17 protein-coding genes are annotated in these 15,442 nt (G+C 69.4%); 8 read left to right on the top strand and 9 right to left on the bottom strand.

Annotated features, from left to right (window positions below; translation table 11 throughout):
- Nucleotides 1-79: 79 nt before the first annotated feature.
- The 5 genes from zwf (at nt 80) to B2742_RS01225 (ending at nt 5,466) form a co-directional block, all read left to right on the top strand.
- Entirely contained in the window at nt 80-1,540 is a 1,461-nt protein-coding gene (gene zwf / locus B2742_RS01245) for a glucose-6-phosphate dehydrogenase (RefSeq protein ID WP_292062052.1), read from the top strand.
- Entirely contained in the window at nt 1,533-2,252 is a 720-nt protein-coding gene (gene pgl, locus B2742_RS01240) for a 6-phosphogluconolactonase (protein ID WP_292062050.1), read from the top strand. The genes zwf and pgl overlap by 8 nt, the downstream gene beginning before the upstream one ends.
- Entirely contained in the window at nt 2,252-4,156 is a 1,905-nt protein-coding gene (gene edd / locus B2742_RS01235) for a phosphogluconate dehydratase (protein WP_292062048.1), read from the top strand. Before pgl ends, edd begins: the two co-directional genes overlap by 1 nt.
- Nucleotides 4,153-5,124, top strand: a complete 972-nt coding sequence (glk, locus tag B2742_RS01230; protein ID WP_292062046.1) for a glucokinase — start codon at nt 4,153-4,155, stop codon at nt 5,122-5,124. Before edd ends, glk begins: the two co-directional genes overlap by 4 nt.
- Before the next feature lie 84 nt (nt 5,125-5,208).
- Nucleotides 5,209-5,466, top strand: a complete 258-nt coding sequence (locus B2742_RS01225; protein ID WP_292062043.1) for a hypothetical protein — start codon at nt 5,209-5,211, stop codon at nt 5,464-5,466.
- A 90-nt stretch (nt 5,467-5,556) separates the two neighbouring features.
- Here the strand turns inward: B2742_RS01225 and B2742_RS01220 are convergent, their stop codons facing one another.
- The 6 genes from B2742_RS01220 to B2742_RS01195 all read right to left on the bottom strand — a co-directional run bounded on the left by B2742_RS01220 (nt 5,557) and on the right by B2742_RS01195 (nt 10,772).
- Entirely contained in the window at nt 5,557-6,357 is an 801-nt protein-coding gene (locus B2742_RS01220) for a DUF1295 domain-containing protein (RefSeq protein WP_292062041.1), read from the bottom strand.
- A gap of 39 nt (nt 6,358-6,396) precedes the next feature.
- The gene (locus B2742_RS01215; RefSeq protein ID WP_292062038.1) at nt 6,397-6,777 is read right to left on the bottom strand and encodes a hypothetical protein; all 381 of its coding nucleotides are present in this window, start codon (nt 6,775-6,777) and stop codon (nt 6,397-6,399) included.
- Nucleotides 6,774-8,072 (bottom strand): homogentisate 1,2-dioxygenase, encoded by a 1,299-nt coding sequence (gene hmgA, locus B2742_RS01210; protein ID WP_292062037.1) that lies wholly within the window; start codon nt 8,070-8,072, stop codon nt 6,774-6,776. The genes B2742_RS01215 and hmgA overlap by 4 nt, the downstream gene beginning before the upstream one ends.
- 82 nt (nt 8,073-8,154) lie before the next feature.
- Complete coding sequence (locus B2742_RS01205; protein WP_292062035.1) at nt 8,155-9,276, bottom strand: acyl-CoA dehydrogenase family protein; 1,122 nt, start codon at nt 9,274-9,276, stop codon at nt 8,155-8,157.
- Between the two features lie 4 nt (nt 9,277-9,280).
- The gene (locus B2742_RS01200) at nt 9,281-10,465 is read right to left on the bottom strand and encodes an acyl-CoA dehydrogenase family protein (RefSeq protein ID WP_292062032.1); all 1,185 of its coding nucleotides are present in this window, start codon (nt 10,463-10,465) and stop codon (nt 9,281-9,283) included.
- Between the two features lie 49 nt (nt 10,466-10,514).
- A complete protein-coding gene (locus B2742_RS01195; RefSeq protein WP_292062030.1) occupies nt 10,515-10,772 on the bottom strand; it encodes an Lrp/AsnC family transcriptional regulator in 258 nt (85 codons plus the stop codon).
- Between the two features lie 109 nt (nt 10,773-10,881).
- On the opposite strand from B2742_RS01195, the gene B2742_RS01190 reads away from it, so the two are divergent.
- The 3 genes from B2742_RS01190 (at nt 10,882) to B2742_RS01180 (ending at nt 13,244) form a co-directional block, all read left to right on the top strand.
- Entirely contained in the window at nt 10,882-11,703 is an 822-nt protein-coding gene (locus tag B2742_RS01190) for an alpha/beta hydrolase (RefSeq protein WP_292062028.1), read from the top strand.
- A gap of 106 nt (nt 11,704-11,809) precedes the next feature.
- Nucleotides 11,810-12,424 carry a hypothetical protein gene (locus B2742_RS01185; protein WP_292062026.1) on the top strand — a complete coding sequence of 205 codons (615 nt, stop codon included), beginning with the start codon at nt 11,810-11,812 and terminating at the stop codon, nt 12,422-12,424.
- 145 nt (nt 12,425-12,569) lie between these two features.
- Nucleotides 12,570-13,244 (top strand): bifunctional 4-hydroxy-2-oxoglutarate aldolase/2-dehydro-3-deoxy-phosphogluconate aldolase, encoded by a 675-nt coding sequence (locus B2742_RS01180; RefSeq protein WP_292062024.1) that lies wholly within the window; start codon nt 12,570-12,572, stop codon nt 13,242-13,244.
- Here the strand turns inward: B2742_RS01180 and B2742_RS01175 are convergent.
- The 3 genes from B2742_RS01175 to B2742_RS01165 form a co-directional block, all read right to left on the bottom strand.
- Nucleotides 13,241-14,083, bottom strand: a complete 843-nt coding sequence (locus tag B2742_RS01175) for a ribokinase (RefSeq protein WP_292062021.1) — start codon at nt 14,081-14,083, stop codon at nt 13,241-13,243. The genes B2742_RS01180 and B2742_RS01175 overlap by 4 nt on opposite strands.
- A 15-nt stretch (nt 14,084-14,098) precedes the next feature.
- The gene (locus tag B2742_RS01170; RefSeq protein WP_292062018.1) at nt 14,099-14,626 is read right to left on the bottom strand and encodes a pyridoxamine 5'-phosphate oxidase family protein; all 528 of its coding nucleotides are present in this window, start codon (nt 14,624-14,626) and stop codon (nt 14,099-14,101) included.
- 115 nt (nt 14,627-14,741) lie between these two features.
- A complete protein-coding gene (locus B2742_RS01165) occupies nt 14,742-15,410 on the bottom strand; it encodes an OmpW/AlkL family protein (protein WP_292062015.1) in 669 nt (222 codons plus the stop codon).
- Nucleotides 15,411-15,442 lie beyond the last annotated feature (32 nt).

Genomic DNA, 15,442 nt, shown 5'->3' with positions numbered 1-15,442 from the left:
GTCAGACCGGTTGGCTCGACGGGCGGAAGCGGCCAAACACAAACCCGGTCAAGCCGGGCAGCGAGGATTGAAGACGCATATGGCGGCATTGGTGCTCTTCGGCGGCGGCGGCGACCTGGCCATGCGGATGCTGCTGCCCTCGCTCTATTTCCTCGAGCATGACGGCCTGCTGCCCGACGGGCTGAAGATCATCGGCGCCGCCCGTTCCGAAGAAAGCCGCGACGAATACGTCGCCAAGGTCCGCGCGGCGGTCGAGGGCAAGGCCCGGGCCGACGACGCATGGTCGGACCAATCCTGGGCGCGGCTGGACGCACGGCTCGACTATCTGCCGGTCGACGCCACCGACGCGGCCAGTCTGAAACCGCTCAAGGCGCGCGTCGGCGACGGCCCTGTGACCTCCTTCCTCGCCGTCTCTCCCTCCCTCTACGGCCGCATCGTCACCGCCCTGAAGGCCGCGGGCCTGGCCGAGGCGGCCGACCGCGTGGTGCTGGAGAAGCCGGTCGGGCGCGACCTTCAGTCCTTTCTCGAGATCGACGACGCCGTCGCCCACGCCTTCTCCGAGGACCAGGTCTTCCGCATCGACCACTACCTCGGCAAGGAGACGGTCCAGAACCTGATCGCCCTGCGTTTCGGCAACACCATCTTCGAACCGCTGTGGAACAGCCTGTCGATCGACCACGTCCAGATCACGGTCGGAGAGACCGTCGGCGTCGGCGACCGCTGGCCCTACTATGACGAATACGGCGCCCTGCGGGACATGCTGCAGAACCACATGCTCCAGCTGCTCTGCCTCGTGGCGATGGAGCCGCCGTCCGACCTCGACCCCGACTCGGTGCGCAACGAGAAGGTCAAGGTCATCCGCTCGCTCCGTCCGATCACGGAGCATGAGGCCGAGCGCGTCACCGTGCGCGGCCAGTACGTCGCCGGCGCCGTCGAGGGCAAGCCGGCGGCGGCCTACAGCGAAGAGCGCGGCCAGGCCTCCGACACCGAGACCTTCGTGGCCGTCCGCGTCGACATCGACAACTGGCGCTGGGCCGGCACCCCCTTCTTCCTGCGCACCGGCAAGCGGCTGGCCGAAAAGCGGACCGAGATCGTCATCCAGTTCAAGCCGGTGCCCCACTCCATCTTCGACCACGGCGAGCGCGGCCACATCGAGGCCAACCGGCTGGTCATCGAACTCCAGCCCGAGGAGGACATCGCCCTGTCGGTGATGAACAAGCAGCCCGGGCTGGACCAGCGCATGAAGCTGCAGCCGATCCAGATGTCCCTGTCCTGGGGCCAGGGCGACAAGGACGCCCGGCCGCCCCGCCGCCGCATCGCCTATGAGCGGCTGCTGCTCGACGCCCTGGCCGGCGACTCCACACTGTTCGTCCGCCGCGACGAGGCGGAACAGGCGTGGAAATGGGTCGACGAAGTCTCCGACGCCTGGCGCGGCGCGGCCTTCAAGCCGAAGGAATACGCCGCGGGAACCTGGGGCCCGGCCGAGGCCGACCTCCTGCTCGAGCGCGGCGGCCGGGCGTGGAACACCGGCCATGGGTGAGGCCGCGCCCGCCATCGAGTCCTTCGCCGACGGCGAGGCCTGGGCCGCCGCCTGCGCTGTCCGCCTGACCGACGCGCTGTCCGCGGCGCTGGCTGAGACCGGCAAGGCGGTCTTCGCCGGGTCTGGCGGCTCGACGCCCGCACCGATCTACCGCCGCATGGCCCGGGCCGATCTCGACTGGTCGCGCATCGCCGTCACCCTGATCGACGAACGCTATGTCCCCGAGACCTCGCCGGAGTCCAACGCGGCCCTGCTGAAGCAGACCCTGCTGACCGGTCCGGCCGCGGCGGCCCGTTTCGTCCCCCTGTTCCATCCCGCCGTGACGGTCGATCGCGCCGCCGCCCTGGCCGCCCATGTGCTCGCGGCCGAGGGCGGCAAATTGGACGCCGTCCTTCTCGGCATGGGGGAGGATGGCCATATCTGCTCCATGTTCCCGAACAGTCCGACCCTGAAGACCCTGCTCGCCCCTGCCCTGAAGCCGACCGTTCTCGGCGTCCCGCACGGCCGCGACGGCGCCGCGCCCGGCCTCGAGCGGCTGACCATCAACCTGCCGTATCTGATGACCGCCCGCCGCGTCGTCCTCGCCCTGACCGGCGCCGCCAAGCGCGCCGTCTTCGAACGCGAGGCCGCCGGCGATCCCGCGACCCAGCCCATCGCAGCCCTCATCGCGGCCGGGGTTCCGCTTGACGTTCTGTGGACGGAGAAAGCGTGATGCCCCCAAAAACCGCAATGCTCCACCCCGTCGTCGCCGGGGTCACCGCCCGCATCGTCGAGCGCTCGAAGACCACCCGCGCCGACTATCTGCGCCGCATGGACGCCGCCGGCTCTTCCGGCGTCGGCCGCGCCAAACTGTCCTGCGCCAACTGGGCCCACGCCTTCGCCGGCGCGCCGGTCAAGGACAAGCTCAACGCCATGTCGGGGACCCAGCCCAACGTCGGCGTGGTCACCGCCTACAATGACATGCTGTCGGCGCATCAGCCGTTCGAGCGTTTCCCGCAGATCATCCGCGACGCCGCGCGCGAGATGAACGCCACCGCCCAGGTCGCGGGCGCCACGCCCGCCATGTGCGACGGCGTCACCCAGGGCCGGCCCGGCATGGACCTGTCGCTGTTCAGCCGCGACCTGATCGCCATGTCCACCGCCGTGGCCCTGACCCACGACGCCTTCGACTCGGTCATCTGCCTCGGCGTCTGCGACAAGATCGTGCCCGGCCTGTTCATGGGCTCGCTGGCCTTCGGCCACCTGCCCGTGGTCTTCGCCCCCGCCGGGCCGATGCCGTCCGGCATTCCCAATTTCGAAAAGGCCCGGGTCCGCGCCGAATACGCCCAGGGCAAGGTCGACCGCGCGACCCTGCTGGAAAGCGAGATCGGCTCCTACCATTCGCCGGGCACCTGCACCTTCTACGGCACGGCCAACTCCAACCAGATGATGATGGAGCTGGGCGGCCTGCACCTGCCCTCGACCGCCTTCGTCCATCCCGAGACCGGCCTGCGCGACGCCCTCACGGCGGCGGCGGCGAAGCGCGCCGTCGAACTGGCCCGCACCGGACAGGGCCGAATGGCCGACGTCATTTCCGAGAAATCGATCGTCAACATGGTCGTCGCCCTGCTGGCCACCGGCGGCTCGACCAACCACGCCATCCATCTGGTCGCCATGGCGCGCGCCGCCGGGGTCCTGATCGACTGGACCGACATGGACCAGCTGTCCTCGGTCACACCGCTGCTGGCCCGGGTCTATCCCAACGGCTCGGCCGATGTGAACGCCTTCCAGGCCGCCGGCGGCGTCGCCTTCGTGGCCCGCGAACTGGCCCAAGCGGGAAATATCCATTCCGACGTCACGACGATCATGGGCGAGGGCATCCACCACTATTTCCAGGAACCGATGCTGATCGACGGCGACCTGGTCTGGAAGGACGGCGTCGCGGAAAGTCTGGATACGGACATTCTTCGCCCCGCCTCCGATCCCTTCGACCACGAGGGCGGCCTGCGCCTCGTCCAGGGCGACCTCGGCCGGGCCGTGATCAAGGTCTCGGCGGTCAAGCCGGAGAACCGCGTCGTCGAGGCCCCCGCCGCCGTGTTCGAGACCCAGGAGGATGCGCTCCAGGCCTTCCAGGACGGCAGGCTGGACCGCGACGTGGTCGTCATCCTGCGCTTCCAGGGCCCGCGCGCCAACGGCATGCCCGAGCTGCACAGCCTGTCCCCGGCCCTGTCGGTTCTGCAGGATCGCGGCTTCAAGGTCGCCTTCGTCACCGACGGCCGCATGTCCGGCGCCTCGGGCAAGACCCCGGCCGCGATCCACGTCTCCCCCGAGGCCCTCGCCGGCGGCCCCCTCGCCCATGTGCGCGACGGCGACATCATCCGGCTGGATCCCGAGGCCGGGGTCCTGACCACCGTGGGCGTCGCCGACCTGACCGCCCGCCCGGCCGCTGCGCGGACGCCCGCCCACGCCAGCGGCGCCGCCTCGGGCTACGGCCGCGAACTGTTCGGCGCCTTCCGCAAGATGGTCAGCACGGCCGAGGCGGGCGCCTCGATCTGTTTCGATTCCCCGACCGGCGGTCCGGCCCCGGCCGACGCCGCGCCGGACCCCAATCTCGTGGACCGCACGGTGGACGCATGACGACCGACCGCACCCTTCTCGTCGGCGACGTCGGCGGCACCAACGCCCGTTTCGCCATCGCCCGCATGGTCGACGGCCAGCGGGTGCTGGAGCATCACGAGAGCTTCAAGGGGGCGGATCATCCCACCTTCCTCAAGGCCGTGGCGGGCTTCATCGACGGCTGCGCGGTCAAGCCGACGGGCGGCGTCATCGCCGTCGCCGGCCCGGTGACCGACGGCGAGATCGACCTGACCAACTCCCCATGGCGGGTTTCCGAGCCGCAACTGCAAACGCTCGGCCTCAATCCCGTCCGCCTGATCAACGATTTCGAGGCCCTCGCCTGGGGCGCGCCCGCCGTGCCCGCGGACATGCTGGCCTCGCTCGGCGGACCCGAGGAGGGCGATCCGCATGCCGCCATCGCCGTCCTCGGCCCCGGCACCGGCTTCGGCGTCTCCGCCCTGGCGCGCGACATCCACGGCCATGCCGTCGCCATGCCGTCCGAGGGCGGCCACGCCTGTTTCGCCCCCGGCGACGCCGTCGAGGACGAGATCCTGCGCATCCTGCGGCGGCGCTATGAACGGGTCTCGATCGAACGGCTGATCTGTGGTCCCGGTCTGCTCAACATGCATCGCGCCCTGGCCGAGATCGACGGCCGCGAGAGCCATATCGACGACCCGGCCCAGATCACCGCCGAGGCGCTGGAGAACCCCAACAGTCATTGCGGCGCCACCCTGGCCCGGTTCTGCGCCATCCTCGGCGCGGTGGCCGGCGACATCGCCCTGACCACGGGCGCGCGCGGCGGCGTCTATATCGCCGGCGGCATCGCACCCCGCATCCTGCCCTTCCTCAAGGCCAGTCCGTTCCGCGAACGGTTCGAGCGCAAGGGCCGGTTCCAGGACTATATGGCGGCCATCCCGACGCATGTGATCCTGCACCAGCACGCCGCCCTTCTCGGCGCCGCGCGGGTCGCCTTCGCACAGGCCGGATGAGGTTCCAGCACTTTTTTCTCACGCGACCGTGAACCCGAACGGGGCGGCAGAGTTATGAGGTTTCCACTCTGGAAGGATATCCTCATGCGTAAACTGATCATCGCCGCCGCCGCCACCTTCGCCTTCGCCGGCCTCGCCGCCTGCGGTGAAAGCGCCGCCGACAAGCAGGCCGAAGTGCAGGCCGACGCCCTGGAAGAACAGGCCGCCGCCGCCCCGACCGAAGCCGCCGAAACCGCCCTCAACGCCGAAGCCGACCGCATCGAGCAGCAAGCCGGCAACGTCGACGGCGGCATGACCACCGAGAACACCCCGAACACCTCGCCGAGCGCCCCGGCCCAGTAATCGGGTTCGGCCCCGGGGAGTCATGACCCCGGTCTCGACAGAACGGTCAGCCCCCGTCGCAAATTGCGGCGGGGGTTTTCCGCGCCTGGTTCAGGGCTTGGGCGGCCAGGGAATGAAGGCGCTGGTCCGGCGGACATAGTCGGCATAGCCGGGCTTCGTCTTCGCCGTCGCCTTTTCGGTGATTCCGATCCCGGACCATCTGGTCAGGGTGAAGGTCAGGAACAGGGGTCCGGCGATCGCCCACAGTCCGGGGCCGGTCTCCGCCGCGATCAGGTACAGCCCCCACCAGACGCAGGCGTCGCCGAAATAGTTCGGATGCCGGGTCCAGCGCCACAGGCCGGTGTCCATGACCTTGCCCTTGTTGGCCGGGTCCTTCTTGAACGCCGCCAGTTGTGCGTCGCCGACGCTCTCGAAGCCGATGCCGATCACCGCCAGAACCGCGCCCGCCCAGCCCATCCAGCCCACGGCCGGCGCATAGGCGACCTGCCCCAGTTGCACCGGCAAGGCGGTCAGCCAGGCCAGCACCGCCTGCGGCAGGAACACCACCAGCAGCGCCGTCTTGCCGAAGCTCCAGCTTCGGGTCTTCTCCATCCGTTCGACGATCTCGACGTATCGGCCGTCCGCCCCCGACCGGCGCCAGCGGGTGAACAGGTGCCAGCCCAGTCGCAGCGCCCACACCGCGACCAGCCAGATCAGCAGCCATTTCCGGATCGGATCGCCGTCGGTGCGCGGAAAGGTCGCCAGCGCCAGCAACAACATGCCCATGGGCCAGACGGCGTCGATGAAGCTGACATCCTTCAGCCGAAGCGACAGCAGCCACAGTCCCAGCATCACCGCGATGATCAGGGCAAGGTTCAGGCCCAGCAGGGCGACGATCTCGGTCAGGCTCATGGGATCAGGAACGGCGCCGCTGGGGCTGTGGATGCAGGGTCAGTCGACGCACAGGGTGGCTTCGGCCTTGCCGTCCTCGACCCGGGTGAAACAGCCGAAACGGTTGCTGTCCGCCTGGCAGACGCCGGCCACCGCCGCGCCCTCGTCCGGACGCGCCGTGACGTCGGCCGTGCGGCACTCGCCCGCGCACTGGTCGCTGTCGGTGCAGCGCTCTCCGGCATCGGCGTAGCGGACCACGCACTGCATCGTCTGCATCCGGCCGACCGGCTGCAGGGTCCCGTTGCGAGCCAGGCAATCCGCCGCCGCGTTCTCCGGAACCGCCACGGGCGCCGGCTCGTCGCCATAGCCCAGCGTGCCCTTCTCCGGGCCCGGCTGGCAGGCCGCCAGCAAGACGGCCGCGATCATCGCAAGATACTTCATGTCACCTGTCCCTTCTGGAACCCGGTCCAGACGTCGTCATAGTCGAGCTGCATCGTCGGACTGGTTTGCGCCCATTCCGTGGTGCGGATCGGCGCCCGGGTCTCGAACATGAAGGCCAGGGTGTTCTCGATCTTGACCGGCTTGAGCTCGGCGGCGACCGCCTTGTCATAGCTGGCCTGATCCGGCCCATGCCCGCTCATGCAATTGTGCAGCGAGGCGCCGCCCGGCGCGAACCCGCCCTCCTTGGCATCGTATTCGCCGGTCACCAGCCCCATGAACTCACTCATGACGTTGCGGTGGAACCACGGCGGGCGGAAGGTATCCTCGCCCACCATCCAGCGCGGCGGGAAGATCACGAAGTCGCAGTTCGCCGTTCCCGCCGTATCGCTCGGCGAGGTCAGGACTGTGAAGATCGACGGGTCCGGATGGTCGAAACTGACCGTGCCGATCGTGTTGAACCGGGCGGTGTCATATTTGTACGGCGCATAGTTGCCATGCCAGCCGACCACATCCAGCGGCGAATGCGGGAAGGTCGTGGTCCACAGCCGCCCGCCGTATTTCTGCACACACTCGGTCGGCCGGTCGACGTCCTCAAAGGCGGCCACGGGCGTCTGGAAATCGCGGTGGTTGGCCAGCCCGTTCGAGCCGATCGGCCCGAGGTCCGGCAGGCGGAAGAGCGCGCCGTAGTTCTCGCAGACATAGCCGCGGATCGGACCGGAACACTCGACCCGGAATCGCACCCCGCGCGGAATAATCACGATCTCGCCGGGCTTCGCATCGATCCGCCCCATCTCGGTGACGAAGGCCTGATCGCCTTCCTGCGGCACAATCAGCAGCTCGCCGTCGGCGCAGTAGAAGACCCGGTCGACCATCGACCGGTTGGCCGCATACAGATGGATGCCGACGCCCGACAGAGCCTCCGCATCCCCCGTGCCGCCATAGGTCACCAGCCCCTCGACCCAGTCGGTCGGCGCGGTCGGCAGCGGCAGCGGATCCCACCGCATCCGGTTCGGCGACGGCGGCGCATCATGGAAGGGCCCGGTCCGCACCCGCCCCTGGGCGAACGGCTTGTAGGCCGGATGCTGGGCGCTCGGCCGCAGCCGGTACAGCCACGACCGCCGGTTCTCGCTGCGCGGCGCGGTGAACGCCGTCCCCGACAGCTGTTCCGCATACAGCCCCATCGGCGCCCGCTGCGGCGAGTTCCGGCCCTCGGGCAGGGCGCCGGGTACGGCCTCGGTCGCGAAATGATTGCCGAAACCGCTCAGATAGTGAGGCGCGTTGGTTCGCGTCGTCATGGTCAGAGTCTCCCTGCCCCTCGATCTAGGACAGGCCGGACCGGTTGGCCACTCCGGCGTGAACCGGAGGTGCCCGAACGGATCAGAACCCCTGCGCCCGCGCCATCCGTTCCTGATGGAACCCGGCATCCCCCAGCAGTTCGTTCAGCACCCGCACCCGCTTCATGAACAGGCCGACGTCGTACTCGTCCGTCATCCCGACGCCGCCGTGCATCTGCACCGCCTCCTGCACCGCCAGTTCGGCGACGCGCCCGGCCTTGGCCTTGGCGACCGAGACGACCAGCCCGGCGTCCGGCCGCCCGTTGTCCAGCGCCGTCAGCGCCCCCATCACCGCCGCTCGCGCGATCTCGATCTCGCTGAACAGATGCGCCGAGCGATGCTGCAGCGCCTGGAACTCGCCGATCAGCTTGCCGAACTGTTTGCGCGTCCGCAGATAGGCCATCGTCGTCTGGAAGGCCTGATCCCCCGCCCCGTTCAGCGACGCCGCCGCGCAGGCCCGGCCGAGGTTCAGCGCGCCCTCCAGCAGCGCCTCGCCGCCATCGACTGACCCGATCACCGCATCCGCATCGACCTCGACATCCGTCAGCGTCACCCGCGCCGCATTGTGGGCGTCGACCATGACGGTCCGCTCGATCTCGACGCCCGCCGTCTTCGGATCGACGAGGAACAAGGTCAGGCCGTTCTCGGTCAGGGCCGCCACGATCAGGGCGTCCGCGACATGACCGTCCAGCACAAAGCCCTTGGCCCCGTTCAGTTTGAAGCCGTTGCCCGACCGCTGCGCCACGGTCGCCATGCGCGCCGGCGCGTGTTTGGCGCCCTCGTCCACCGCCAGCGAGACGATCGCTTCGCCCGCCGCGATCCGCGGCAGCCAGGCCGCCTGCTGCGCGCCCGAGCCGCCGTCGATCAGGACCTTCGCCGACAACACCCCCGAGCCCAGGAAGGGCGACGGCGTCAGCGTCCGCCCCAGCGCCTCGGCCATGACCCCGGCCTCGACCGCGCCGAGGCCCGAGCCGCCGTGTTCCTCGGGAATGATGACGCCCGCGAACCCCATCTCGCCAAAGGCCCGCCACAGGTCGCGCGACACGCCGTCCGCATCCCTGCTGTCGCGCAGCTTCCTCAGATGCGCGATCGGCGCGTGCTCATTGAGGAAGCCGTCAGCGGCTTCCTTCAGCATGGACTGCTCTTCCGTCAGGATCAGGGGCATGGGCTCAGGCTCCCGGCAGCTGAAGCAGGTGTTTGGCGATGATGTTCAGCTGAACCTCCGAGGTCCCGCCCTCGATCGAATTGGCCTTGGTCCGCAGCCAGTCGCGCGCCGCCTTGCCGCCGCGCGACCGCTCGCCTTCCCACTCCAGCGCGTCCGATCCGCCGGCCGCCATCAGCAATTCGTGGCGCCGCTTGTTCAGCTCCGAGCCATAGTATTTCAGCATCGAGGCGATGGCCGGATGGGCCTGCCCCGCCTTCACCTGATCCCCGGCCCGCTCCATGGCCAGGCGGAAGGCCGCGGCGTCGATCTCCATTTCGGCGATCCGGGCCCGGAGCATCCCGTCATCCAGCCGGCCTTCGTCGTCCATCCCGATTGACCCGGTCGCCACCTGACCCAGAGGACGCCCGCCGCCCAGCTCACCCATGGCCCCGATCATGGTCCGCTCATGCGCCAGCAGATGTTTGGCCACGTCCCAGCCGCGGTTCAGCGTCCCGACCAGATTGGCCTTCTCGACCCGCACATCGTCGAAGAAGGTCTCGCAGAACGGGCTCTTGCCGCTGATCAGGGTGATCGGCCGCGTACTCACCCCCTTCGTCGCCATGTCGAACAGGACAAACGAAATGCCCAGATGCTTCGGCGCCTCGGGATCGGTCCGCACCAGGCAGAAGATCCAGTCGGCCTTGTCGGCATAGGACGTCCAGACCTTCTGGCCGTTGACGATCCAGTGGTCGCCCCGGTCCTCGGCCCGCGTCTGGATCGACGCCAGATCGGAGCCCGCGCCCGGCTCGGAATAGCCCTGGCACCAGCGGATTTCGCCACGCACGATCTCGGGCAGGAAGCGCTGCTTCTGTTCCTCGGTCCCGAAGGCCAGCAGCGCCGGCCCCAGCATCCAGACCCCGAAACTGGCCAGCGGCGCCTGGGCGTCGATGCGGCGCATCTCCGAGCCCAGCACCTTGGCCTGTTCGCGGCTCAGCCCGCCGCCGCCGTATTCGGCCGGCCACTCCGGCGCCGTCCAGCCCTTGGCGCCCATCCGGTCGAGCCAGACCTTGTGCGCCGGGGTCGGAAAGACGGCGTTGCGCCCGCCCCAGACCCGGTCCTCGTCGCTCTCCACCGGCCCGCGGCATTCCGCGGGACAGTTGGCCTCAAGCCAGGCGCGGGTCTCCGCGCGGAATGTATCGAGATCGGTCATGTCGGCCTCCTGCGGGGAGGTTTAGCAGCGATTCACCGGTGACGTAGCGTCAGCCGCCGCGGGGCAGGAACGGCGAGAAGGTGATCACCGTGAAGGTGTCGCGGATGTTCGGCCGCGTCTGCACCGACTTCGTCACGAACGTCCCGATATCCATCTCCTTCGGCAGCTGGAATTTGGCCAGAAGGTCGTACTGGCCCGAGGTCGAATAGACCTCCGAGACGTGCTCGACATTGTCCACCATATCGGCCGCCACATCATTGGCGTGGCCCAGCTCGCATTTGATGAAGACGAAGATGGCGGTCATCATGGCGGTTATCCGAGGGTCGAGAGGCGAGGGGCAAGGGTCGAGGGACCCGGTCACCAGACCTCTATACGCGGGCGGCAGGGTAAGGCGAGTTGATGCGTAAGGAAATCCGATGAGCGGCCCCACCCTCGACCCTCGACCCTCGACCCTCGATCCTGAAGCCGAATACAACAACCGCGCCCGCGTGCCCGACCACCCCGCCGTCATGGCGATGTGGCGCGAGACCGCCGAGGCCGCCCGGCCGCCGCTGGAGATCGCCTACGGGCCCGGTCCGCGCGAGGTGTTGGACCTGTTCGAGGCGGCGCCCGGAGCCCCGGTCGCCGTCTTCCTGCACGGCGGCTACTGGCAGGCGCTGGACAAGGGCTGGTTCAGCGGGATCGCCCCCACCTTCCTCGCACACGGCGTCAGCCTCGCCATACCCTCCTACGACCTCTGCCCCGCCGTCCGCCTCGGGGTGATCCTGCGCCAGGTCCGCACCGCAGTCGAAGCCGTCCGCGAGCGCAGCGGCGCCCGGCCCGTCGTCTTCGGCCATTCCGCCGGCGGGCATATGGCGGCCTGCATGCTGTCCGAAGGCCGCGCCTCGGCCGCCGTCGCCATCAGCGGCGTCTTCGACCTCGCCCCCCTGATCCCGACCTCGCTGAACACCGCCCTCGACCTCGACGAACGGGAGGCCGCCGCCCTGTCGCCGATCCACTGGCCGGTCCCCAACGGCTCCACCCCCGGCGGCACGGTGCTGGACTGCATCGTCGGCGGCGACGAGAGCCCGGAGTTCCTGCGCCAGTCGCGGATGATGGCGGACCACTGGGGCGCCAACGGCGTCGAGACCCGGTACGAGGCCCTGCCCGGCCTGAACCATTTCACCGTGCTGGACCCGCTGTTCGACAAGGACAGCCCGCTGGTGAACCGCATCGTGGCCCTCGCTCACAAGGGCTGACGCGCTGACGCCGGCGAGGTGCTAGGCTGAGATCCTGACCGGTCAGGCGCTTGCTCCTGATCGCGCCGCGCCAGGGGGCAGTCGGCGCAAGGCTCCGGGAGCGTGCATGCCCAACCGCGTCGACGCCCTCATCGACCGCATCCGGTCGCTCGAGCACGAGCTCGAGGTCGAATTCTCCAAACAGCGCTCGGGCTTCCGGTTCGGGCTCGAGCACGGCCGGGCCCGCTTCGAGGAAGAGGCCATCCGCCGCCTGACGGAGCGCCGCACCCGCCTGCTCAACTACATGTTCAGCTCGCCCCTGCTGGTCGCGGTGACGGCGCCGGTGATCTATTCGCTGATCATCCCCTTCGCGCTCGTGGATCTCTGGGTGTCGCTCTACCAGGCGATCTGCTTCCGGGTTTACCGCATCCCCCAGGTGCATCGCGGGCGCTACATGAATTTCGACCGCAACGGCCTGCCCTACCTCAACGCGCTCGAGAAGCTGAACTGCGCCTACTGCTCCTACGTCAACGGCGTCATCGCCTATGTCCGCGAGGTGGCGTCGCGCACCGAACAGTACTGGTGCCCGATCAAACACACCCGCCGGGTCGTGGGCGCCCATACGCGCTATGACGGCTTCGAGGATTTCGGCGACGGCGACGGCTACCGCCGCCACCTCGAAGACCTGCGCTCGGCCCTGCGCACGGAACAGGAGCCGGCCGAGCCGGCCGCGAAACAATAAGTTCCGCCGCACCCGACGAAAGCCGCGTCCGCGTGCTTTCACGAGGCGCATTGCGTGGGATAGGCTGCGGTGCGATCCCGGTCCGACCGATCGCTCTCAGAACCGGATCCCGGCTGTCGTCGGGATGAGCGGACAAAGGTATTCCATGCGCCACGACCGCCTGACCGTCCTGACCGCCCTGACCGCCCAGGGCGTGGCCCCCGTTTTCTACCATCCGGACGCGGACGTCTGCCTGAACGTCATCCGCGCCTGCGCCCGCGGCGGCGCGCCGGTGATCGAGTTCACCAATCGCGGCGATTTCGCCTGCGACCTGTTCGGCGATATAGCGCGCGAGCTGCAGAAGACCGATCCCCACATCATCCTCGGCATCGGATCCGTGGTCGATGCCGGTACGGCCAGCCTCTACCTCAACCGCGGCGCCCGTTTCGTGGTCAGTCCCTGCCTCGTCCCCGAGGTCGCCCGCGTCTGCAACCGGCGCATGGCGGCCTATTTCCCCGGCTGCGGCTCGGTCACCGAGATCGGCCAGGCCCATGAACTGGGCTGCGAGATCGTCAAACTCTTCCCCGGCGCCAGCGTCGGCGGCCCGGACTTCGTCAAGGCGGTCATGGGCCCGATGCCGTGGACGAAGATCATGCCCACGGGCGGCGTCGACCCCGACGCGGCCAGCATCGCCAAATGGTTCGGCGCCGGCATCGTCGCCGCCGGCATGGGCTCGAAACTGGTCACCGACGCCGCGGTCAAGGCCGGCGACTGGGCGGCGATTGAGGCCCAAGTGCGCCAGACCGTGGACGCCATCGCCGCCTTCCGGGCTTCCCGCTAGGCCAGGATCGCCTCGACCTCCGCCCGAGTCGGCATCGACGGCTGGGCCCCCGGCCGGGTCGCGGCGATCGCCCCCGCCGCGCAGGCGAACCGCAGCGCCGCTTCGGGCTCCATGCCTTCCAGCAGGGCGACGCAGATCGCGCCGACGAAACAGTCGCCGGCGCCGGTCGCATCGACGGCCCTGACCTTCGGGGGCGTCGCCCGCGCGATCTCGGACCCGCGCTGCAGCATGACGGCCCCGCGCGCGCCCAGGGTCACGATCACCCGCCCGCCGCCCTGGTGCAGCAGCTCGCCATAGAATTCCGCTTCGGTCTCATTGACCACCAGCAGGTCGGCCCGGCGCAGCAGCTGGTCCGACACCGGCGCGGCCGGGGCCAGGTTGACGCAGACGAACTCGGTCGCCCGCCCCGCCGCCGCCTCGACCGTCTCGATCGGCAGCTCCAGCTGCAGGATCAGCGGCGTCTCGATCCGCGCCGGCAGCTGTTCGGGCATGGCGCTGTGATTGGCGCCCGCCGCCACCACGATCTGGTTCTCGCCCTCGGGATCGACCGCGATCAGGGCCACGCCGGTCGGCGCCGCGGCGTCGGTGATCACCCCACCCACATCGACGTCCTCGGCCAGCAGCAGGGCCATCGCCTCCTCGGCCATCCCGTCGCGCCCGACCCGGCCGATCATGCAGACCTCGGCGCCCAGCCGCTGCGCCGCCAGCGCCTGGTTGGCGCCCTTGCCGCCCGGATGCCGCGCCAGGGTCGCCCCGGTCACGGTTTCGCCCGCGCGCGGCAGATGCGGCGCGCTGGCGACGAAATCCAGATTGATCGACCCGACGACCGTGATCCTCAACGCGTCACCTCCCGGTCAGAACAGGCGCGAGACGCCCACGCCCGCGCCGGGGTTCGGCGCGGGCGCCCCGCCGGGTCCGATGGCGTAGGTCTGGGCCCGGCTGCGTCCGCCGATCACCGCCACGGGGGCCACGATCTCGGGCGACAGCCGCATCACCGCCACCGACGACCCACTCGGGCAGAAGGCGCGGCCCTCCGGATAGCGCTCGAACACCATCCGGTTCAGCCGCTCGACCTCGGCCAGGTCGGTGATCTCGACCGCTCGCCCGGCCAGGGACACGCCCACGGTGTCGGCGTCGGCGCCTTCGGGCCGGATCGCGACCGAGACCCGCGGGTCGGACTGGATGTTGCGGAATTTCTGGCTGTCGCGGGCGATCACGAAATACAGCTTCAGCCCGTCGTTGACGTAGCCGATCGTCGTCACCTGCGGCCAGCCGTCGGGCCGGTTGACGCCCAGGGCCATCAGCCGCGCGGACCCCAGCAACTCCGCCACGGCCGCGACCGCGCCGCCATGAATGGGCGTGACTTCGGTCGTCTCCGTCATCGGGGCCTCCTCACGTTCGCGTTCGCGCTCGGTGGACAGCAAAACGGCGCGACCGGACGAAGGCGTTATAGCCCCCGCCGCGGCCGCGCCGCCAGCCGATCCGGCGTCCGGGCGTCTAGAATTTACGGCCGAAGCCGACCGACACGACCCACGGATCGAGATTGACATCGCTCGTCAGGGCCCCGCCGTTGACCGTCGCCTCGGTGTCGAACCACACCTTCTTGACGTCGACATTCAGGGTCCAGGGTCCGGTGATGGCGACATCCGCCCCGGCCTGCAGGGCGTAGCCGAAGCCGTCCTCCAGATCGACGGTGAAGCCGTTCTTGTCCTCGCCGTCGAAGAACAGCATGTAGTTGATCCCCGCCCCGACATAGGGGCTGACGCGCGCCTCGGGCATGGGCCGGTATTGCAGGGTCACCACCGGCGGGAGCACCCAGGTCTCGTGCACCGCGACGTCCGGGCCGGGGCCCTGGGCCCGGATCTCATGCTGGGTCGCGCCGAGGATGGCCTCGACCGAGATGTGGTCGGTCAGAAAATAGGTGAAGCCCAGCGTCGGCATGATGTCGTGTTCGACATCGACGTTCAGGCCGGTGTCCACGCCGCCCGAGGTGAAGATCGAATCGTCGGCGCTGCTGGACACGTCGGTCAGGCGTCCGGTGACGATCCAGTCGCCCTTGCGCGCGACCTGCCAGTCGTTGGCGGTCTGGGCCATGGCGCCGCTCGCGGCGCCGGTCGCCAGCGTCATCACCGCCACTGCGGCCGCCAGCGTCATGTTCCGTTTCATCTTCGTCTTCCACGACGCGGTCCGGACGCGAC

It is taken from the genome of Brevundimonas sp. UBA7664 (assembly GCF_002483305.1).
Classification (GTDB): domain Bacteria; phylum Pseudomonadota; class Alphaproteobacteria; order Caulobacterales; family Caulobacteraceae; genus Brevundimonas.
The sequence above is the reverse complement of the archived record's forward strand: the minus strand, read 5'-3'. Positions and strand labels throughout refer to the sequence as shown.